The sequence below is a fragment of the Cupriavidus sp. 10L43_2 genome (assembly GCF_056395265.1).
The window spans coordinates 21,088-41,400 of sequence record NZ_JBFTJE010000018.1 but is presented as its reverse complement, the minus strand read 5'-3'; the positions used below and the strand labels follow the sequence as shown (position 1 = coordinate 41,400).

Sequence of the window (20,313 nt, the reverse complement as noted above, 5' to 3'; positions counted from 1 at the left end):
GCTTGCGGGAGAGGGGCCGGGGGAGAGGGGCGGCGCATCCAATTCGCGCCGGCCTTCCCCGGTGCCTACAGCCCTTCCATCACCTTATCCAGCCCCCGCACCAGCCCGCGCAGGCCGCGCACCTTGCGGATGGCCAGCAGCGCGCCGGACACATACGGCTTCGAGCCATCGCCCGCCTCGTGCTTGAGGTGCAGGCGCTGGCCGTCCGCGCCGAAGATCACTTCGACGCCCAACTGGTACCCGGGCAGCCGCACGGCATGGACCTGCGAGCCGGACATCGTCGCGCCGCGCGTTTCCTTCGGCCCGTTGACCTGATCCACCGGCACCACCTGCGTGGCGGCCTTGATCTCGCCGAGCCGGAAGGCCAGTTCGCGCACCGTGCCGGACGGCACATCGACCTTGCCCGCCTTGGCGTAGTCGATGATTTCCCAGTGGTCGAGGTGGCGCGCCGCCATCTCGGCGAACTTCTGCAACAGCACCACCGTGATCGCGAAATTGCCGCAGGCGAGCACGCCGCGCTCGGCCTGGCGCGCGGCGGCGTCGATCTCGGCGTAGTCGTCGTCGGTCAGCCCGGACGTGCCCACCACCACGTGCGCGCCATGCGCCAGCGCCTGCAGGATGTTGTGCTTGGCGATGTTCGGCTTGGTGTACTCGACGTAGACATCGTAGGGCGTGGCGCCCAGCGCCTCGATGCTGGCGGCGGCCACGCCGGGGGTGTCCGCATGGCCGGTCACCTGCGCCAGCGGCTGCCCGGCGGCGCCGCGCGAGAGGCCGGCCACCAGCGTCATGTCCGGCGCGTGCGCCACGCCGCGCGCCAGTTCGCCGCCGGCCCAGCCGGTGACGCCGCCCACGGCAACGCGAATCCGATCGCTCATCGTCATCTCCTTAATGTTGGCCAAAGCGCCTGACCAAAGCGCCCAAGCATAGCGCGCTATCCGGCCGCGCGCCGGCGGTCGATCTTGCGCGCCAGCACGATCGACGTGGTGGTGTGATTCACCCCATCGAGCATGCCGATCTCGTCTAGCAGTTTGTCGAGGCGGGCGTGGGTATCGCAGCGGATCACGGCCATGTAGTCCACCGGGCCGCTGACCGAGTTCAGTTCCTCGATCTCCGGAAAGCGCTGCAGCGCCCGGACCACCGTGGGCGCGGCCTTCGGCTGCACGGACAGGCCGCAGAAGGCCAGGATCGCGTTGTCCTCCATCCGCCCGCCCAGCCGCACGCCAAAGCCGGCGATCACGCCGGACTTTTCAAGCCGGGCGATGCGCGCCACCACTGTGGTCCGGGCGATGCCCAGCACGCGGGCGAGATTGGCTGCGCTCTCGCGCGCGTTGCCCTGCAGCAGGGACAGCAGGTGCCGGTCGGTCTGGTCGAGGTCTGCCATGGTGTTCGCTCGGGGTGACGTTTCGTCAGGATGGATCGTCGATACGTCCGATTATGGGGCGCTTTCGTCGATCTTGCAGCTACAAAACGTGCGCGCCGCTGCCCATACTTCCCTCACGGATTCACGCATTTTTGACGGGGGAGCCATCATGCAACCATCCAACCTCGGTCCCGGCGCAGCACGGGACCTGACCCAGTCGCCCCGGCCGCTGTCGGTCGTCGTGCTCGGCGCCGGCAAGATCGGCCGTGTGATCGCGACGATGCTCGCCGACACCGGCGACTACCGCGTCTGTCTGGTCGACCATGACCCGCACCGGCTGGACGGCCTGCCGCGCCAGATCGCCGTGCGCGCCGGGGACCCGACCGAGCTCGGCACTTGCGCCGCCTTGCTGGCTGGCGCCGATGCCGTGCTCAACGCGCTGCCGTTCCACGCGGCTATCCACGTGGCCACCGTGGCCGCGCGGCTCGGCGTGCATTACTTCGATCTGACCGAGGACGTGGCGGCCACCCACGCCATCCGCCAGCTCGCCCAAGGCGCGCGCTCGGTGCTGATGCCGCAGTGCGGCCTGGCGCCGGGATTTATCGGCGTGGTGGGCAATGATCTGGCGCGGCGCTTCCTGCGGGACGGCGGCGACCTGCTCGACCTGCGCATGCGCGTGGGCGCGCTGCCGCGCTACCCGAGCAACGCGCTCAAGTACAACCTCACCTGGAGCACGGAAGGGCTGATCAACGAGTACTGCAACCCGTGCGAAGCCATTGTCGATGGCCGCCGCGTGGAGTTGGCGGCGCTGGAGGGCCAGGAGTCCTTCGCGCTGGACGGCATCGAGTACGAAGCCTTTAATACCTCAGGGGGCCTGGGCACGCTGCCGGATACCCTGGCGGGCCGCGCGCGCCATGTCGATTACAAGTCGATCCGCTACCCGGGGCACTGCGCCCAGATGAAGCTGCTGCTGAACGACCTGCGGCTGCGCGAGCGCCGGAGCTGGCTGCGCGAGATCTTCGAGCACGCCATTCCGGTGACCGAACAGGATGTGGTGATCGTGTTCGCGAGCGCCACGGGGCATCCCGGCGCCAAAGCCGGGCAGGGTGGCCATGGCGGACAGGGTGGGCGGGGGCCGCTGACGCAGGCGTCCTTCTCGGCGCGGATCGGCGGGATGGAGGATTTTGGCGGCATCGGGCACGTCAACGCCATCCAGCTCACCACGGCCGCTGGCATCTGCACCGCGCTGGACCTCGTGGCGACGGGCGTGCTGCCCCAGTCCGGCTTCGTGCCGCAGGAAGCCATGCCGCTCGATCGCTTCCTGGCCAACCGGTTCGGCCAGCATTACAGCCACCACCCGCTACAGGAGACGCTCGCATGAAAGCGCAGGACATAGCCGCATGCTGGCAGGCCATGGGCCTGCGCCAGCCTTGGGACGATTCGCATGGCGCGGGCGAGGCCCTTGCGCTGCGCTCGCCCGTCGATGGGGAAATCTTCGGCCACCTGCCGGCCTGCCCCGTGGCCGACGCCGATGCCCGCATCGCCCGCGCGCACGCGGCGCAGACCACCTGGGCGCTGACCCCGGCCCCGGCGCGTGGCGAGGTGGTGCGGCGCTTCGGCGAGGCGCTGCGCATGCACAAGGCCGCGCTGGGGCGGCTGGTGGCGCTGGAGTCCGGCAAGATCCTCCAGGAAGGACTCGGCGAAGTGCAGGAGATGATCGATATCTGCGACTTTGCCGTCGGACTCTCACGCCAGCTTCACGGGCTGACGATTGCCTCGGAGCGCCCCGCGCACGCGATGCGCGAGACCTGGCATCCGTTCGGGCTGTGCGGGGTGATTTCGGCGTTCAACTTCCCGGTGGCGGTGTGGGCGTGGAACGCGGCGCTGGCGCTGGTCTGCGGCAACGGCGTGGTCTGGAAGCCGTCGGAGAAGACGCCGCTGTGCGCGCTGGCCGCGCAGGCGCTGCTCGATCGGGTATTCGATGAGGCGGCGCCCCAGCACGCCGGCCTCTGCGTAGTGCTGCCGGGCGGGCGCACGCTCGGCGCGCAGCTCGTGCAGCATCCAGCCGTGCGGCTGATCAGCGCCACCGGTTCCACGCGCATGGGCCGCGAGGTGGGCATGGCCTGCGCGGGGCGGTTCAAGCGCGCCATCCTCGAGTTGGGCGGCAACAACGCGGCCATCGTCGCGCCATCGGCCAACCTGGAACTGACCATCCGCGCGATGACCTTTTCGGCAGCCGGCACCGCCGGCCAGCGCTGCACCACGCTGCGACGCGCCTTTGTCCACGTCGACCTGATCGAGACCGTGACCAACCGGCTGCGCCAGGTCTACGCGCGGCTGCCGGTGGGCGATCCGCTGCAGGCGGGCACGCTGGTCGGCCCGCTGATCGACATGGCCGCCGGCGACACCATGGCCAACGCGCTGGCCGCCTGCCGCGCGCAGGGCAACGTCGTGCACGGCGGCGAACGGCTGCTGGCGGACCGCTATCCGCACGCCTGCTACGTGCGGCCCGCACTGGTGCTGACCGACACCCAGCACGACACCATGCTGACGGAGACCTTCGCGCCCATCCTCTACCTGATGCCGTACACCTCGCTCGACGAGGCCATCGCGCTGAACAACGCGGCGTCGCACGGGCTGTCGTCCTGCCTCTTCACCGAGTCCCTGCGCGAGGCTGAACTGTTCGTCTCGGCGGCGGGCAGCGACTGCGGCATCGCCAACGTGAACATCGGCACCAGCGGCGCCGAGATCGGCGGCGCCTTCGGCGGGGAGAAGGCCACCGGCGGCGGGCGCGAGTCCGGCTCCGATGCGTGGAAGGGCTACATGCGCCGGGCGACCAATACCATCAACTACGGCGATGCATTGCCGCTGGCACAAGGCATTCGCTTCGATCTGTAATACATCGTAATAATGCGAAGGATGAACCCGTAGCGACTCGTAACAATAGTTACGGGGTCTTGACGCTGTATTACCAAACCGCCCCGTATAACGTTCATGAGGGCAGGCACTGCCTGACACACTCAAGGACAACAACATGCGAGCGAAAGCGATAGGTGCGATGGGTTTGGTGGCGATTGGCGCGGCGATGCTGGGCGGCTGCGCTGTCTATCCGACGCCGTACGGCCCCGCCGTGGCCCCGGCTCCGGTGGCCGTGGCGCCTGCGCCGGTCTATGTCGGACCGCCCGCCGTGGTGGTGCGGCCCGCGCCGTATTACTACGGTGGTCGTGGCTACTACGGCGGCCGCCGTTACTATCGCGGCGGCTGGTAAATCGACGAGAGCTACGCAGCAGGTGACAACAAGCAGAAGCGGGCAGAGCCCTAGTTGCCGGCATCGGCCGCAGCCGGGTTCAGCCCGCCCCAACTTGGCGTGAGCGACTGACCGATCTCTGGCAGATCGACGAGATCGAGCACGCGCCCGACCGTATGGTCGACCAGTTCCGCAATCGTCTGCGGCTTCTGGTAGAAGCCGGGCACCGGCGGGAACACGATCCCGCCCATCTCCGTGACCGCCGTCATATTGCGCAGGTGCGCCAGGTTCAGCGGCGTTTCACGCACCATCAGTACCAGCTTGCGCCGTTCCTTGAGCGTGACGTCCGCCGCGCGGGTGATCAGGTTGTCGGAGAGGCCATGGGCGATGGCGGCCAGCGTGCGCATCGAGCAGGGCGCCACGACCATCGCATGGGCGCGGAACGATCCGCTGGCGATGGTCGCGCCGATGTCGCGCACGTTGTGCACCACGCCTGCCAGCGACTCCACCTGGGCGCGGCTGATATCGAGTTCGTGCTGGAGGTTCATCACGCCGGCGGGCGAAATCAGCAGATGGGTTTCCACCCCCGCCACGCCTTGCAGCACCTGCAGCAGCCGGACGCCATAGATGGCGCCCGTTGCGCCCGTGATGGCGACGATCAGCCGTTGCGGCACGGCGCCATCCGGTACGGGCATGATTACGACTTCAGCAGCGATTGCAGTTCGCCGTTCTGGTACATCTCCATCATGATGTCCGAGCCGCCGACGAACTCGCCGTTCACGTAGAGCTGCGGAATCGTGGGCCAGCTCGCATATTCCTTGATGCCCTGGCGGATGCCTTCGTCCTCGAGCACGTTGACCGTGGTCGGGGTGTCCACGCCGCAGGCCTTCAGGATCTGGATGGCACGGCCGGAGAAGCCGCACATCGGGAACTGCGCCGTGCCCTTCATGAACAGGACCACGGGGCTGCCCTTCACGATCTGGTCGATCTTCTGTTGTACGTCACTCATGGTGTGTAGCTTCCGGTTGCGCGCGGCGCCGTGTGGCGTCGCCAGTGTCTGGGGATGGGGATTTCCGCCGAAGCGGATGTCAGGTCGGAATTTTACCGGATTCGCCCGACCATCGCCCGCCGCTGCACCGCTCCTGCCCGGCGAGGTCGCGGGCGGTGGCCACCTCGGTAAATCCACCCGCCTCAAGCAGCGCCCGCGTGGCCGCGCCCTGGTCGTAGCCGTGCTCCATCAGCAGCCAGCCGCCGGGCAGCAGGCGATCCGCCGCGCCGGCCACGATGGTGGCCAGGTCGGACAGGCCGTCCTCGTGGTCGGTGAGGGCGTCGATCGGCTCGAAACGCAGGTCGCCCTCCACCAGATGCGGGTCGCCGGAGGCGATGTAGGGCGGATTGCTGACGATCAGGTGGAAGCGCAGGGTGTCCGGCACGGCTTCGTACCAGTCCGACACCAGGAAGTGGATGCCATGCGCCTCGAGCGCGCGGGCGTTGTCCTGGGCCACCATCAGCGCACCCGGCGAGATATCGGTCGCCCAGACCTCGGCGTCGGAGCGCTCGCGGGCAATCGTCACAGCCAGGATGCCGGAGCCGGTGCCGAGGTCCAGCACACGCGGCGCGTGCACATGGGCCACGCGCGCCAGCGACATTTCCACGGCTATCTCGGTATCAGGACGCGGAATCAGCACATCGGGCGTCACGCGGAAAGTGCGGCCGAAGAATTCGCGCTCGCCCAGCAGGTAGGCCATCGGCTCACCGGCCAGCCGCCGCGCCATCAACGTGGAGAATGCATCACGTTGTGCTGCATTGAGATGGTCGGTATCACGCGTGATGAGTTGCGTACGCGTGAGGCCGGTCACGTGGGACAGCAGCATGCGGGCTTCGAGCGCCGGCAGGCCGGTCATCGCAGCCAGCGTCTGGGCTTCGCGCAGCGTGGGGGCGGGCGACAGGGCGCCCGACGGTGTGGAAGACATCGGAAATAGATGGCTGAAACTGGGAGAGCGGGTGCAAAAAACCCCGTCGGGGCCTGGCGCGACGGGGTTCTGTGCTGGCGCCACAAGGGCGCCCGGTATTAGCCGCTCAGTGTAAGCCGATTTGGCAACGCGCGGGCGCGCGAGCGGCGTGATTCCATATGGACCAATTACTTATTGACGGTTTCCTTGGCCTTGTCTGCCGTGGTGTTCACGGCATCGCGTGCGGCTTCCTTGGCGTTGGCCATGGCGTGGCCGGCATCGGTCTTGGCCTGTTCGGCGGCGGCCGAGACATCGGCGGCGGCACCGCTCGCGGCGGCCTTGGCGGCGTCCGCGGCGTTTGCTGCGGCGGCGGCGGCATCGCTGGCGGCGGCCTTGGCCGATTCGGCAGCGCTCTGCATGGCGGCGTCGGCGTTGGCGGCCGGGGCGTCTTCCTTCTTGCTGCAAGCCGCCATGGCGGCGGTGATCATCAACAGGGCGAGCAGTTTCTTCATGATTTCATCCTTGGTGTCTGTTTTGAGGAGTCGACTTCAGCCCAGACTTCGTATGCCACCAGGTGCGGAAAGTGACGCATGGGGGCGGTCTGGTCGAATCGATTATAGACACCGCCTTTTGGCGGGCCAGTGCTGTTTCAAGCATTTACCTCCGTTACAAACACTTGCCCACGGGTGATGAAATCATCACTGCGAGATGAAAATCAGCCCTCGTCGCCGAGTGCGGCGAGCTGGTCGGCCTGGTGTTCGGCGGAGAGCGAGGCGAGCAATTCGTCGAGGTCGCCGTCCATGATCATGTCGATCTTGTAGAGCGTGAGATTGATGCGGTGGTCGGTCACGCGGCCCTGCGGGAAGTTGTAGGTGCGGATGCGGTCGCTGCGGTCGCCCGTGCCGATCAGGTTGCGCCGCGTGCTGGCTTCCTTGGCCTGCGCCGCGCGCAGCTGCATGTCCTTGATGCGCGCCGCCAGCACCTTCATCGCCTTGTCCTTGTTGCGATGCTGGCTGCGGTCGTCCTGGCACTCCACCACGATGCCGGTGGGCAGGTGGGTCAGCCGCACCGCCGAATCGGTCTTGTTCACGTGCTGGCCGCCCGCGCCGGACGCGCGGAAGGTATCGACGCGCAGGTCGGACGGGTTGATCTCCACCTCGCCCACCTCGTCCGCCTCCGGCATTACCGCCACGGTGCAGGCCGAGGTGTGGATGCGGCCCTGCGCCTCGGTGGCCGGCACGCGCTGCACGCGGTGGCCGCCCGACTCGAACTTCAGCTTCGAGAACGCCGCGTCGCCGGCAATCCGCACGATCACTTCCTTGTAGCCGCCCAGGTCCGACTCGGACTCGCTCATCACCTCCACCTGCCAGCGCTGCCGTTCCGCATAGCGCGTGTACATGCGGAGCAGGTCGGCGGCGAACAGCGCGCTTTCCTCGCCGCCGGCGCCGGCGCGGATTTCCAGCAGCAGGTTGCGGTCGTCGTTGGGATCCTTCGGCAGCAGCAGGGTCTGAAGGCTGGCGGCGAGGTCTTCCAGCCGCTGGCGCGCCGCGCCGATCTCGTCGGCGGCGAACTCCTTCATCTCGGGGTCGTCCAGCAACGCCTGCGCCGTGGCCAGATCCTCCTGCGCCTGCCGGTACTGGCCGTATTGCTCGGCCACCGGCGACAGCTCGGCATGCTCCCGCGAGAGCTTGCGGTACTGGTCGATGTTGGCCGTGGCGTCCTCGCGGGCAAGCAGGGCGTTGACTTCATCGAGTCGCTCGGCCAATTGGTCGAGCTTGTTGAGCATGCTGGCTTTCATGGGCATCCGAAAGGAAACTGGGGCGCGATGGGCGGGAGGTCTGCGCGGCGCCGTGGAGGGCGAACCGAGGGGCGCTGGCAGGGACGCCAGCGGGCCGGCGCGGCCGGCCGGCCGGGGACGAGCGCGGCTAGCGCTCGGAGTGGCTGCTGTGGCGGAACAGGCCCGGCACCAGGCGCAGCAGCGCCTCGCGGTCTTCGCCCTGGGTGTGGTTCAGCGCGTGGGTGGGGCCGTGCAGGAACTTGCGGGTCAGCGCACCGGAGAGGGCTTCCAGTACCGCTTCGGGGTCGTCGCCACGCGCCAGCATGCGGCGCGCGCGTTCGAGTTCGGCCTGGCGCATGGCCTCGCCGTTGGACTGGATCTCGCGGATCACCGGCACCACGCTGCGCGTCTCCAGCCAGTGCATGAAGTTCTGCACGCGGCTTTCGATGATCGCCTCGGCCTGCGCCACGGCGGCCTGGCGCAGCGCGCTGCCCTCGCGCACCACGGCGCCGAGGTCATCCACGGTGTACAGGAACACGTCGTTCAGGCGCGCTACCTCGGGTTCCACGTCGCGCGGCACGGCCAGGTCGACCATCATGATCGGGCGATGCTTGCGGCGCTTGACCGCGCGCTCCACGGCGCCCAGGCCGATGATCGGCAGCGAACTCGCGGTGCAGGACACCACGATGTCGAACTCATGCAGCCGCTCGCCCAGATCCTGCAGGCGGATGGCCTGCGTGGTCAGGCCCTGTTCGGCCAGTTGCTCGGCCAGCCGCTCGCCACGCTCGACGGTGCGGTTGGCCACCACGATCTGGCGCGGCATCTGCGCGGCGAAGTGCGTGGCGCACAGCTCGATCATCTCGCCCGCGCCGATGAACAGCACGCGCTGGGTCGAAACACTTTCGAAAATCCGCTGCGCCAGCCGCACGGCGGCGGCAGCCATCGACACCGAATGGGCGCCGATCTCGGTCTGGCCGCGCACTTCCTTCGCCACGGCGAAGGTGCGCTGGAACAGCTGGTTCAGGTAGGTGCCAAGCGCGCCGGCCTCGCCAGCGGTGCGCACCGCGTCCTTGAGCTGGCCCAGGATCTGCGTTTCGCCGAGCACCATCGAGTCGAGTCCGCTGGCCACGCGGAACGCGTGACGCACGGCTTCGGACTGGGGCAGGGCATACAGATGGGGGGCCAGTTCGCCGGCCGGCACGTTGTGGTGCTGGGCCAGCCAGCGCAGCGTGTGCTCGAAGCCGTCCGCACCGGGCTGCAGCACATCGGTGGCGCAGTAGATCTCGGTACGGTTGCAGGTGGAGAGGATGGCGGCCTCGGTGCCGCTGCGGCCGGCCAGGTGGGTGCGCAGGGCGCCCAGGGCCGGTTTGATCTGCTCAAGCGGAAACGCCACACGCTCGCGGAGCGAGACGGGTGCCGTAGTGTGATTGATGCCGATCGCGAGCAGTTGCATTTGTGGGGTTCGTTGCCATCCGGATCGTAGCCGGAAGCGATGGCCATTATACCGCCGGGCCGCGATTTTGCAGGGCGAGGGGGCGTTTTGTTCCAAGTGCGCCAAAACGCCAGTATTGTTACGGCGCGGTCACGCGGTGCTGGCCGAATCCGGATCAAATAGGGGGTGCCGATGCTCGGCTTGGTGGTGGTGGGGGCGATCGTGGGCCTGGCGGGACGCCAGATGCACCCGGCCGGGCGGGTCGTGAGCCTGCCGGCCGCGCTGGTGCTGGGTGTGCTCGGCGCGCTGGGCGCCTTCTACGGCGGGCGCGCGGCCCACTTGTTTACCGACGGCCAGCTCTCGGGCTGGACCGCCGCGATCGTCGGCGCGGCGCTGCTGGTCGGCGTCTGGGGTGTGGCGCGCCCGCGACGGTAGGGCTGTCCGCCCCGCCGGCTGCCTAGGCTTGACCCCGCGCGGACAGGAAGCGCCGCAGGATCGCGCTCGAATAGTGGCTCGCCACGTCGCGCAAAAATGCCGAAAAGTCCACATGCGCGACATCGTCGGCCCGGTCCGATACGGTACGCATGACTGCATAGGGCACGCCGTACTCGTAGCAGATCTGGGCCAGCGCGGCGCCTTCCATCTCCACGGCCTGCAGGCCCGGCAGTCTTTCCCGCAGGTCGGCCACGGCCGCCGGGGCGTTGATGAACTGGTCGCCGCTGGCCACCATGCCCACGTGCAGGCGCGGCGCGGCCACGCCGAAGCGGGCCAGCACGCCGTCCGGCACTTCGGTGGCGAGGTCGAGGCGCAGGAAGTCGTCGGCCGCCGTCCGCAGCGCCGCCGTCAGCGCCGCATCGGCCGGAAAATCGGCGCGCGCCAGCAGCGGCACCTCGTGGCGCGGGAACAGCGGGCGGGCGTCCAGGTCGTGCTGGAGGGTGCGGTCCGCCACGACGATGTCGCCCACGCGCACCTCGGGCCCCACGCCGCCGGCCAGCCCCGTGAACACGATCTCGTCGACGCCGAACTCGCGGATCAACGTGACCGTGGTGGCCGCCGCCGCCACCTTGCCCACGCGCGCGAGCACCAGCACCACGGACTGCCCGTGGAGCGTGCCGGCGTAGTAGTCCCGCATGCCGATGGTGCGCACGGTGGCGCGCGCGTCTTCGTGCCGCATGGCGGCGATCAGTCCATCGACTTCGTCGTGGAGCGCGGCAAGGATGCCGAGGGTCATGGCTGCCCGGATTGGATGAGAAAGGCGCCAGCATACCGGCGCCGGGAGCGCGGCGGAAGCGGGGCGCCGCGTTTTCAGAACCCTCTCATAGGCACGGGCAGGCCGCTTTGCTACAGTGCGCTTGCGTTCGCATTCCATCGTTTTCCATCGCATTCCAGCCCGGGAGAATTCCGTTGGAACCCCTTTCAGATCGACGCATGGCCCAGCAGGCGCTGGCCGACTGGCGCGCCCAGGATCGCCTTGACGCCGAGGGCCTCACGCCCGCGTGGGCCCGCACCTTGCCGGCGCGGGCCGACTGGCACCGCTGGCTCGAGCGGGCGCTGCTGGCGCTCGGCACCGCGCTGCTCTGCGCCGGCGTCATCGTCTTCTTCGCGTTCAACTGGGAGGCGCTGCACAAGTTCGCCAAGTTCGGGCTGCTGGCGGGCCTGCTGACCGGGCTTGCGGCGCTGGCGGCATGGCGGCCGGCCGGGGACGGCATCGGGCAGGCCGCGCTGGCCGGCGCGCAGGTGGTGTCGGGGGTCTGGATGGCCGTGATCGGCCAGACTTACCAGACCGGCGCCGATGCCTGGCAACTGTTCGCCCTGTGGACGCTGCTGGCCGTGCCATGGGCGCTGGCCGCGCGGGCGGCGCCGCACTGGTGGCTGGTGATCGTGGTCGGCAACGTGGCGCTGCTCCGTTATGGCAGTGTGCGGCTGGGCGTGGGCAGCATGTTCGACCTGCTGTTTTCGGGGCGCCATGCGCGCGAGACCACGATGTTCCTGCTGCTGGCGTGTTGCATCCAACTGGTGATCTGGTACGTGCTGGCGGCCCGCGCGGCCCGCTGGGGTTTTCGGGGCGATGCCGGCCCGCGCCTGATCGCCGTGCTCGCCTGTGGATATGCGGCCTGGCTGGGCCTGACGAGCGTGCTGGTCCATCGCTTGGAGGCGGTGGGGCTAGTGGCCGGCGCGGTGGCGCTGGCCGGGCTCGGCGCCTGGTTCCGGCGGCGCGCGTCGTTCGACATCGTCGTGCTGAGCCTCGCGTGTCTCGCCGGCATCGGGCTGGTGGTGTCGGCGCTGGGGCGCCTGCTCGCCGAGGGCCATGGCGACTTCGGCATCTTCCTGCTGCTCGGGCTGGTCACGGTAGGGCTGGCTGCTGCGGCGGCGGCATGGTTGCTGCGGGCATGGCGTGACGCCAGCGGGAGGCCGGCATGAGCGCGCAAGCGGTGGAGCGAAAGCTCTGGGACGACCTCACAGCACAGGGCGTGGTCGAGGGAGAGTACGTGGCCACGCAGCGCACGCCGTGGCCCATTCGCCTGCTGATGGGCGCGGCGGGCTGGCTCGGCGCGCTGTTCTTCCAGGTATTCCTGCTCGGCTCGGTGTTCGCGGCAACGAGCAGCAACGGCCCGGCCATGCTGGTGACCGGGCTGCTGATGCTGGGCGGGGCCGTGCTGCTGTACCGGATGGCCGGCGAGGGCAGCGGGCGCATCGCGCTCGGCCAGTTCGCGTTGGCCCTGAGCCTGGGCGGGCAGGGCATGGCGATCTTCGGCACGGCCCAGATGCTCGGCGGCGAGTGGCTGGTGGACCGCGCGGCGTTCTGGCTCGCGGTGGCCGTGTTCGAGGTGGCGCTGTACGCCATCGTGCCGAACCGGCTCCATCGTTTCGTGGTGGCGCTCGGCGCGTGGACGGCGCTGGCGTTCGCGCTGAATATCGCGCTGGCCGGCGCCCGGCACTACGGCTGGGTCGTGCTGCCGTGGTCGCTCGGCTGGCTGATGCCGCTGGCCTGCGCGGTGGTCACCGTCTTCGTGCTGAAAGAGCATTGGCTGGCGGCGCGCGGCGACCATGGGCGATGGGAGCCCGGCGCGGACGCCACGCTGGTGTTCGCGCTGGCGGCGGCGCTGCTGGTCACCGGGGCAAACCATCCGCTGGCTGGGGTTTTCGATGAACGTGGCGCACCGCGCCTGCTCGCGCCGTGGCTGGCCGGGGCGCTGATCGAGGCGGTGCTGCTGATGTTCGCGTTGTTCGAATGCCGGCGCCTGCATGTCGAGCCGCGCATCGGTGCGGCGGTGCTGGGTGTGACGCTGGCCTTCGCCACGCTGATGGTGATGGCGCCGGCAGTCGGTGCCGGCGTGCTGGCACTGGCGCTGGCCCTGCGGCGCGGGTCGCTGGCATGGCTCGGGCTCGGCATCGCGGCGGTCATCGCGGGCTTTGTCTGGTACTACGGCTCGCTCCAGTGGACGCTGCTGGCCAAGTCCGCCACGCTGGTGGCGGCCGGCGTGCTGCTGCTGGCGGTCCGGATCGTGATGCGACGGATGGAGGCGCGACCATGAAACGATGGATCGTGGTGGCATGGCTGCTGGTGATCGGCGTGGCCGGGGCGGTCATCGTCGGCAAGGAACGGGTGCTGTCGCATGGGGAGGTCGTCTACCTTCGGCTGGCACCCGTGGACCCGAGGTCCCTCATGCAGGGCGACTACATGGCGCTGAATTTCGCCCTCGGGCTGGAAATCGCCGCCGCCCAGGCCCGCGCCCAGTCCCCGCGCGAGCGGGAGACCGAAGTGGTGATCCGCCGCGACGCCGCCGGGGTCGGGCAACTGGTCCGGCTGCAGAACGGCCAGCCGCTGGCCGAGGGCGAGCGGCGCCTGCGCGTCCAGAACGTCCCCTCGCGCTGGGGCGGCCCGATCGTGCAGGTCTCCACCGACGCGTGGTTCTTTCAGGAAGGACAGGCGGAGCGGTTCGCCAAGGCCCGCTACGGCGAATTCCGGCTGGATAGCAGCGGTCAGGCGCTGCTGGTGGGCATGCGGGATGAACAGTTGAAGCCGTTGTAGCCGCGAGCGAGGGCTCGCGCTGCGCCCTCAAGCAAAAAACCCGGCATCTGCCGGGTTTTCTCGGGTTTGTTACGCCTGCCTCAGACGTTGAACAGGAAGTTCATCACGTCCCCGTCCTTCACCACATATTCCTTGCCTTCGGCGCGCATCTTGCCGGCTTCCTTCGCGCCCTGTTCGCCCTTGAACTGGATGAAGTCATCGTAGGCGATGGTTTGCGCGCGGATGAAGCCGCGTTCGAAGTCGGTGTGGATCACGCCGGCGGCCTTGGGGGCGGTGTCGCCCACGTGGATCGTCCAGGCGCGGACTTCCTTCACGCCTGCCGTGAAGTAAGTCTGCAGGCCCAGCAGCGTGAAGCCGGCGCGGATTACGCGGTCCAGGCCGGGTTCTTCCATGCCCAGGTCGGCAAGGAATTCGGCCTTGTCGGCGTCTTCCAGGTCGGCAATCTCGGCTTCGATGGCTGCGCAGACGGCCACGACCGGCGAATTGGTCAGCTTGGCGTGCTCGCGCACTGCGTCGAGGTGCGGATTGTTCTCAAAGCCGTCTTCGCGCACGTTGGCCACGTACATCGTCGGCTTGGCGGTGATCAGGCAGAACGGACGGATGGCTTCCCATTCCTCGGGCGACAGGTCCAGCGTGCGCACGGCCTTGGCCTGATCGAGCACGATTTGTGCCTTCTCCAGCACTGCCACGAGGCGCAGCGCTTCCTTGTCACCGGCGCGGGCGGGCTTGATATAGCGCGCGTGGGCCTTTTCCACCGTGGCCAGGTCGGCCAGCGCCAGTTCGGTGTTGATGACTTCGATGTCCGACAGCGGATCGACCTTGCCCGCCACGTGGATCACGTTCGGATCCTCGAAGCAGCGCACGACGTGCGTGATGGCGTCGGTTTCGCGGATATTGGCCAGGAACTGGTTGCCCAGGCCTTCGCCCTTGGACGCGCCCGCCACCAGGCCGGCGATATCGACGAATTCCACCGTCGCCGGCAGGATGCGCTCTGGCTTGACGATGTCAGCCAGCTTCGTAAGCCTCGGATCCGGCACTTCCACGACGCCCACATTGGGTTCGATGGTGCAGAACGGATAGTTTTCGGCGGCGATGCCGGCCTTGGTCAGGGCATTGAACAGCGTGGACTTGCCGACGTTGGGCAGGCCGACGATGCCGCATTTGAGGCTCATGGTGTCTGGCTGGAAATAGCAAAGGCTGTATTCTAGCGGATGGCCACCCTTGGCCAGCCTTTATCCCTCGGCGGGCGGCCCGCCACGGCTTGTGCGATGTCCCCGATGGCGCGCACGTCACGTCGCTATAATCGAGGCATGACCGGATCAGCCGCACCGGCGCGTCGCGCCGCCTCCCATTCCATGCCCTCGACTCCATCCTCCCGCTTTCAGATTGCCGTGGTCGGCGGTGGCATCGTCGGCAAGGCCTGCGCACTGCTGCTGGCCCAGCAGGGCATGCAGGTGGCCCTCGTCGCGCCGCGCCCCGTGGGCGAGACCGCGCGCACCGGGGAAGACGACTGGGACAGCCGCATCTACGCGTTCTCGGCCAGCTCGCAGCAATTGCTGGAGCGGCTGCGCGTCTGGGAGGCGCTCGACCCCGCCCGCGTACAGCCCGTGCGCGACATGCGCGTCTTCGGCGACGTCAGCGCCGCCGAGGCCAGCCCCTCGCCGCACGGCGACCTCCATTTCTCGGCCTATGCCGCTGCCGTGCCGCAACTGGCGTGGATCATCGAGTCGAGCCATGTGGAGCGCGTGCTGGACACCGCGCTGCGCTTCCAGCACCAGGTGCAATGGTTCGACGAAGCCGCCGATGGGTTCGAGCGCGACCTCGACGGCGTGACCCTGACCCTCGCCAGCGGCGCCCGCGTGCGCGCCAACTGCGTGGTCGGCGCCGACGGCGCGCGCTCCTGGGTGCGCCAGCAATGCCATATCGGCACCAGCCAGCGGCGCTACCGCCAGCTTGGCGTGGTGGCGAACTTCGCCTGCGAACTGCCGCATCAGGAAACCGCATGGCAATGGTTCCTGGGCGCGCCCGAGAAGCTCATGGCCGACGAGGAACTCGCCAATGGCGAGATCGTCGCCATGCTGCCGCTGCCCGGCAACCGCGTGTCGATGGTCTGGTCCGCCGATGAAGCCCACGCGCAGGACCTCGTCGCGCTGTCCCCCGAGGCCCTCGCCGCCACCGTGGCCCAGGTGGCCAACGGGGCGGTCGGCGCCCGGTTCGGCGCACTGCGCTGCCTGACGCCGGCCAAGGGCTTCCCGCTGGTGCTCCAGCGTGCCGAGCAGTTCGTCCAGCCGCACGTGGCGCTGGTCGGCGATGCCGCGCATGTGGTCCATCCGCTGGCCGGGCAGGGCATGAATCTTGGTTTACGCGATGTGACGGAACTTGGGCGCGTGATGGCCGACAAAGAACCGTTCCGATCGGAAGGCGACTTGCGCCTGTTGCGCCGCTACGAGCGTGCACGCGCCACGGACCTGCTCTCCCTGACTGCCGCCACCGATGGCTTGCACCGGCTGTTTTCGCTGCCGGGCGCGCCCGCGCGGCTGATACGCAACGCCGGCATGCGCGCCGTGGGCGGCCAGGGGCTGCTCAAGCGCTTCCTGATCGGCCGCGCGCTGGGCTGAGCCGGCCAACCACTATTTAAAGATTCTGCCGACAAGGCACCCGAACCCTGGAGTCACCATGTTGCAACTGTTCCGCCGCCGTTCCGCCCGCATGGGCGCCCTTGCTGCCCTGGCCGGTGGCCTGGCCCTGGGCGGCTACGCCCTGCACGCGCTGGCCGCGGACGAGCCGGGCACGGACCGCATCAAGGCGTCCATCCAGAAGATGCTGGGCGGCCGCGCCGAGGTGAAGAGCGTGACCAAGGCGCCGGTACCGGGTTTGTATGAAGTCAACGTGGCTGGCCAGATCGTGTACACCGACCCCACCGGGCGCTACATCATCAATGGCGAGGTCATCGACACCAAGACCAACACCAACCTGACCGAGGAGCGTCTGGCCGAGCTGAACAAGATAAAGTGGTCCGATCTGCCGCTGGCGCGCGCCATCAAATGGACGAAGGGCGATGGCAGCCGCACCGTGGCGGTGTTCTCGGACCCGAACTGCGGCTACTGCAAGAAGATCGAACAGACCTTCCAGCAGATGGACAACATCACGGTCTACACCTTCCTCTACCCGGTGCTGTCGCCCGATTCGACGACCAAGGCCAAGCAGGTCTGGTGTGCAACAGACCGTACCAAGGTGTGGCGCGACTGGATGCTGAACCACGTGGCCATCACCGGCAACGGTAGCTGCAAGACGCCGGTGGACGAGAACCTGGCGCTGGGCCAGAGCCTGAATATCTCGGGCACGCCGGCTGTGTTCTTCACCGACGGCACGCGCATCCCGGGCGCGGCGGACATCGCCACGCTGGAGCGCAAGCTCGCCAGTCTCAAGAAGTAACGCGCGGCGCCGGACCCTCCCGGCTGTCTGAAGCGGCCGGCACTGTCCGGCCGCTTTGCTTTCCGGCGCCTGCGCTGCGTTACCAAATTCCCTGAAAAATCAAAGAGATCGAGGAGACACCATGACGTTCCAGGCTTTGCTGCTGACCCAGGCCGATGGCAAGACGGCCGCCGCCGTCACCCAACTCGATGAATCCGCGCTGCCGGTGGACGGCAACGTGCTGGTGGCCGTCGACTATTCGACGATCAATTTCAAGGACGGCCTGGCAATCACGGGCCGCGCGCCGGTGGTGCGCAAGTGGCCGATGGTGGCGGGGATCGACGGCGCCGGCACGGTGCTCGATTCGAGCGACCCGCGCTGGCGCACCGGCGACCGCGTGGTGCTGAACGGCTTCGGCGTGGGCGAGACGCACTGGGGCTGCCTGGCGCAGCGCGCGCGGCTGCAGGGCGACTGGCTGGTGCGGCTGCCCGATGCGTTCACGTCGCGGCAGGCCATGGCGATCGGCACGGCCGGCTACACGGCCATGCTGTCGGTGCTGGCGCTGGAGCGCGGCGGCGCGCTTGGGCCCGTGAAGCCCGGCGATGGCGAGGTGCTGGTCACGGGCGCCTCGGGCGGCGTGGGCTCGGTGGCCATCGCCATCCTGTCGAAGCTCGGCTATCGCGTGGTGGCTTCCACCGGCAAGACCGCCGAGGCGGATTTCCTGCGTGCGCTGGGCGCCGCCGACGTGATCGACCGGGCCGAACTGGGCGCGCCGGGCAAGCCGCTCCAGAAGGAGCGCTGGGCGGGCGTGGTGGATTCGGTCGGCTCGCACACGCTGGTCAACGCCTGCGCCCAGGTGCGCTACGGCGGCGTGGTCACGGCGTGCGGGCTGGCGCAGGGCATGGATTTCCCGGCCTCGGTGGCGCCGTTCATCCTGCGCGGCGTGACGCTGGCCGGCATCGATAGCGTGATGGCGCCGATGTCGCTGCGCGAAACCGCGTGGAAGCGGCTGGCGCGGGATCTGGCCCCGGACCGGCTCCAGGCCATCACGCGTGAGATCCGGCTGGGCGAGGCCATCGACGCCGCCAGCCAGATCATGGCGGGCGGCATGCGCGGCCGCGTGGTGGTCGATGTGAACGCCTGAGGGAACGTCCGAGGGAACGCCCACAAGACAAGTCCACGTTCGAAGGGTGACGGGGCGTGGCGCTACAATCACAACCATGACGCCGATCCGCTACGCCATCGCCCCGCTTCAGCCCGAAGCCCATCTGTTCGCCGTGACCGTGACGGTGGACGTCCCCGACCCCGCCGGCCAGGTCTTCACGCTGCCCGCGTGGATTCCCGGCAGCTACATGATCCGCGACTTCGCGCGCAACATCGTCCGCATTCGGGCCGATGCGGGCGGGGCGGCGGTGCCACTGACCAAGCTCGACAAGCAGAGCTGGCAAGCCGCACCGGTGGCTGCCGATGCCGGGCCGCTGGTCCTGCAATACGAGGTCTATGCCTGGGACCTGTCGGTGCGCAGCGCGCACCTCGACACCACCCACGGCTTCTTCAACGGCAGCTCCGTGTTCCTGCGCGTGGTGGGGCAGGACGACCAGCCGTGCACCGTCGATCTCCATGCGCCCGCCGGCGAGGCGTATGCCGACTGGCGCGTCGCCACGGCGCTGCCCGAGGCGCGCGGCCCCGGCGGCGCGCGCCGCTACGGCTTTGGGCGCTATCAGGCAGCCAACTACGACGAACTGATCGACCATCCGGTGGAGATGGGCACGTTCGCCATGGCCAGTTTCCGTGCCTGCGGCGCCCAGCACGACGTGGTGTTCACGGGCAAGGTGCCGAACCTGGACCTGCAACGCGTCTGCCGCGACCTGAAACAGATCTGCGAGGCCCAGATCCGGCTGTTCGAGCCGCGCTCGGCCCGCGCGCCGTTCCTGGACAGCAATCGCCGCTACGTCTTCATGACGATGGTGACCACTGACGGCTACGGCGGCTTGGAGCACCGCGCCAGCACGGCGCTGATGTGCGCGCGCGGCGACCTGCCGGTGCGCGGCAACGCCGAGACCAGCGAGGGCTATCGCACCTTCCTGGGGCTGTGCAGCCACGAGTACTTCCACACCTGGAACGTCAAGCGGATCAAGCCGGCGGCGTTCGTGCCGTACCAGCTCGCGCAGGAAACCTATACGCCGCTGCTGTGGCTGTTCGAAGGATTTACGAGCTACTACGACGATCTGATCCTGGCCCGGACGGGGCTGGTTTCGACCACCCAGTACGTCGAGATGCTGGCCAAGACCTGGAACGGCGTCTTGCGTGGCAACGGCCGCACCAAGCAGAGCGTGGCCGACAGCGCCTTCGATGCCTGGACGAAATACTATCGGCAGGACGAGAACGCGCCGAACGCCATCGTCAGCTATTACACCAAGGGTTCGCTGGTAGGGCTGGCGCTGGACCTGACCATCCGCGAGAAGACCGGCGGGCGGAAATCGCTCGATGACATCATGCGCGCGCTCTGGCAGCGCTACGGTCGCGACTTCTACGCGCCGGGCGCCACCCAGCGCGGCGTGACGGAAGCCGAGGTCCACGCGCTGTTCGATCAGGTGACCGGGCTGCGGCTCGGCACGCTGCTGCGGGCACTGACCGAGGGCACGGGCGAGATCAACCTGCCGCCGCTGTTCCGCGCCTTCGGCATCAAGGCCGAGAAGGTCGAGCCGAGTAAGCCGTCCGCCGGCGCGGCGCTGGGCATCAAGACCCGCAACGAGGAAGGCTGGGTGCGCGTGAGCCAGGTGCTCGACGGCGGGGCGGGGCAGGCCGCTGGCGTCTCGGCGGGTGACCTGCTCGTGGCGCTGGACGGCCTGCGGCTGGCGCCCGGCCAGCTCGACAAGCAACTGGCGCGCTACCGGCCCGGCGACGCCGTGCAGCTCCACCTGTTCCGGCGCGATGAACTCCAGGTGCTGCCCGTCACCCTGGCGCGCGAGCCGGCCATGCAGTACAAAGTGAACGTGGAGCCCGGCAAGCATGCGGCCCGCACGCGCTGGCTGGGGCAGTAACCGGCCGATGACGGCGCCCGGGTCCTGACACCGGGCGCCAGTCGACAGTCGACA

Annotated in this window: 21 protein-coding genes; 11 read left to right on the top strand and 10 right to left on the bottom strand. The window is 68.7% G+C overall.

What is annotated here, in order from left to right; all coding sequences use genetic code 11:
- Window positions 1–65: 65 nt before the first annotated feature.
- Entirely contained in the window at window positions 66–875 is an 810-nt protein-coding gene (gene dapB / locus AC1DEL_RS21895; protein ID WP_477105948.1) for a 4-hydroxy-tetrahydrodipicolinate reductase, read from the bottom strand.
- Window positions 876–931: 56 nt separating this feature from the next.
- On the bottom strand, window positions 932–1,381 hold the full coding sequence (locus tag AC1DEL_RS21890) for an Lrp/AsnC family transcriptional regulator (protein ID WP_092299110.1): 450 nt from the start codon (window positions 1,379–1,381) through the stop codon (window positions 932–934).
- Window positions 1,382–1,529: 148 nt separating this feature from the next.
- On the opposite strand from AC1DEL_RS21890, the gene AC1DEL_RS21885 reads away from it, so the two are divergent.
- From AC1DEL_RS21885 to AC1DEL_RS21875, 3 genes are all read left to right on the top strand, one after another.
- Window positions 1,530–2,741, top strand: coding sequence for a saccharopine dehydrogenase family protein (locus AC1DEL_RS21885; protein WP_477126226.1), 1,212 nt, complete (start codon window positions 1,530–1,532; stop codon window positions 2,739–2,741).
- The gene (gene amaB / locus AC1DEL_RS21880; RefSeq protein WP_477110542.1) at window positions 2,738–4,258 is read left to right on the top strand and encodes an L-piperidine-6-carboxylate dehydrogenase; all 1,521 of its coding nucleotides are present in this window, start codon (window positions 2,738–2,740) and stop codon (window positions 4,256–4,258) included. The genes AC1DEL_RS21885 and amaB overlap by 4 nt, the downstream gene beginning before the upstream one ends.
- Before the next feature lie 136 nt (window positions 4,259–4,394).
- Window positions 4,395–4,628 carry a hypothetical protein gene (locus AC1DEL_RS21875; protein ID WP_441593371.1) on the top strand — a complete coding sequence of 78 codons (234 nt, stop codon included), beginning with the start codon at window positions 4,395–4,397 and terminating at the stop codon, window positions 4,626–4,628.
- A 50-nt stretch (window positions 4,629–4,678) separates the two neighbouring features.
- Here AC1DEL_RS21875 and AC1DEL_RS21870 read toward each other — a convergent pair whose 3' ends face one another.
- The 6 genes from AC1DEL_RS21870 to hemA form a co-directional block, all read right to left on the bottom strand.
- On the bottom strand, window positions 4,679–5,302 hold the full coding sequence (locus AC1DEL_RS21870) for a UbiX family flavin prenyltransferase (protein WP_092299097.1): 624 nt from the start codon (window positions 5,300–5,302) through the stop codon (window positions 4,679–4,681).
- A gap of 2 nt (window positions 5,303–5,304) precedes the next feature.
- A complete protein-coding gene (gene grxD / locus AC1DEL_RS21865) occupies window positions 5,305–5,616 on the bottom strand; it encodes a Grx4 family monothiol glutaredoxin (RefSeq protein ID WP_092299094.1) in 312 nt (103 codons plus the stop codon).
- Window positions 5,617–5,695: 79 nt separating this feature from the next.
- Complete coding sequence (gene prmC, locus AC1DEL_RS21860) at window positions 5,696–6,580, bottom strand: peptide chain release factor N(5)-glutamine methyltransferase (protein WP_092299091.1); 885 nt, start codon at window positions 6,578–6,580, stop codon at window positions 5,696–5,698.
- 167 nt (window positions 6,581–6,747) lie between these two features.
- Entirely contained in the window at window positions 6,748–7,071 is a 324-nt protein-coding gene (locus AC1DEL_RS21855; protein ID WP_092299088.1) for a hypothetical protein, read from the bottom strand.
- 203 nt (window positions 7,072–7,274) lie between these two features.
- Window positions 7,275–8,357, bottom strand: coding sequence for a peptide chain release factor 1 (gene prfA, locus AC1DEL_RS21850; protein WP_441593370.1), 1,083 nt, complete (start codon window positions 8,355–8,357; stop codon window positions 7,275–7,277).
- 127 nt (window positions 8,358–8,484) lie between these two features.
- Entirely contained in the window at window positions 8,485–9,789 is a 1,305-nt protein-coding gene (gene hemA, locus AC1DEL_RS21845) for a glutamyl-tRNA reductase (RefSeq protein ID WP_092299082.1), read from the bottom strand.
- Between the two features lie 171 nt (window positions 9,790–9,960).
- On the opposite strand from hemA, the gene AC1DEL_RS21840 reads away from it, so the two are divergent.
- Window positions 9,961–10,203: a GlsB/YeaQ/YmgE family stress response membrane protein gene (locus AC1DEL_RS21840; RefSeq protein WP_092299079.1), complete on the top strand. Its 243-nt coding sequence runs from the start codon at window positions 9,961–9,963 to the stop codon at window positions 10,201–10,203.
- 22 nt (window positions 10,204–10,225) lie between these two features.
- On the opposite strand, the gene AC1DEL_RS21835 is transcribed toward AC1DEL_RS21840, so the two are convergent.
- Window positions 10,226–10,999: a 5'-methylthioadenosine/adenosylhomocysteine nucleosidase gene (locus AC1DEL_RS21835; protein WP_441645318.1), complete on the bottom strand. Its 774-nt coding sequence runs from the start codon at window positions 10,997–10,999 to the stop codon at window positions 10,226–10,228.
- Window positions 11,000–11,172: 173 nt separating this feature from the next.
- Here AC1DEL_RS21835 and AC1DEL_RS21830 point away from each other — a divergent pair, with 173 nt between their 5' ends.
- From AC1DEL_RS21830 to AC1DEL_RS21820, 3 genes are read left to right on the top strand one after another with little or no spacing between them, the layout of a single operon-like run.
- Complete coding sequence (locus AC1DEL_RS21830; protein ID WP_477126225.1) at window positions 11,173–12,189, top strand: DUF2157 domain-containing protein; 1,017 nt, start codon at window positions 11,173–11,175, stop codon at window positions 12,187–12,189.
- The gene (locus AC1DEL_RS21825; protein WP_477126224.1) at window positions 12,186–13,304 is read left to right on the top strand and encodes a DUF4401 domain-containing protein; all 1,119 of its coding nucleotides are present in this window, start codon (window positions 12,186–12,188) and stop codon (window positions 13,302–13,304) included. The genes AC1DEL_RS21830 and AC1DEL_RS21825 overlap by 4 nt, the downstream gene beginning before the upstream one ends.
- Window positions 13,301–13,801: a GDYXXLXY domain-containing protein gene (locus AC1DEL_RS21820; protein WP_092299067.1), complete on the top strand. Its 501-nt coding sequence runs from the start codon at window positions 13,301–13,303 to the stop codon at window positions 13,799–13,801. Before AC1DEL_RS21825 ends, AC1DEL_RS21820 begins: the two co-directional genes overlap by 4 nt.
- A gap of 80 nt (window positions 13,802–13,881) precedes the next feature.
- Here AC1DEL_RS21820 and ychF read toward each other — a convergent pair whose 3' ends face one another.
- Window positions 13,882–14,973 carry a redox-regulated ATPase YchF gene (gene ychF, locus AC1DEL_RS21815; RefSeq protein WP_477126223.1) on the bottom strand — a complete coding sequence of 364 codons (1,092 nt, stop codon included), beginning with the start codon at window positions 14,971–14,973 and terminating at the stop codon, window positions 13,882–13,884.
- Window positions 14,974–15,111: 138 nt separating this feature from the next.
- Here ychF and AC1DEL_RS21810 point away from each other — a divergent pair, with 138 nt between their 5' ends.
- The 4 genes from AC1DEL_RS21810 (at window position 15,112) to AC1DEL_RS21795 (ending at window position 20,259) form a co-directional block, all read left to right on the top strand.
- Window positions 15,112–16,419: a UbiH/UbiF family hydroxylase gene (locus AC1DEL_RS21810; RefSeq protein WP_454757358.1), complete on the top strand. Its 1,308-nt coding sequence runs from the start codon at window positions 15,112–15,114 to the stop codon at window positions 16,417–16,419.
- A 58-nt stretch (window positions 16,420–16,477) separates the two neighbouring features.
- Window positions 16,478–17,236: a DsbC family protein gene (locus AC1DEL_RS21805; RefSeq protein ID WP_092299058.1), complete on the top strand. Its 759-nt coding sequence runs from the start codon at window positions 16,478–16,480 to the stop codon at window positions 17,234–17,236.
- A 121-nt stretch (window positions 17,237–17,357) separates the two neighbouring features.
- Entirely contained in the window at window positions 17,358–18,359 is a 1,002-nt protein-coding gene (gene acuI / locus AC1DEL_RS21800; protein ID WP_441593365.1) for an acrylyl-CoA reductase (NADPH), read from the top strand.
- A 76-nt stretch (window positions 18,360–18,435) separates the two neighbouring features.
- Window positions 18,436–20,259: a M61 family metallopeptidase gene (locus AC1DEL_RS21795; protein ID WP_477126222.1), complete on the top strand. Its 1,824-nt coding sequence runs from the start codon at window positions 18,436–18,438 to the stop codon at window positions 20,257–20,259.
- Window positions 20,260–20,313 lie beyond the last annotated feature (54 nt).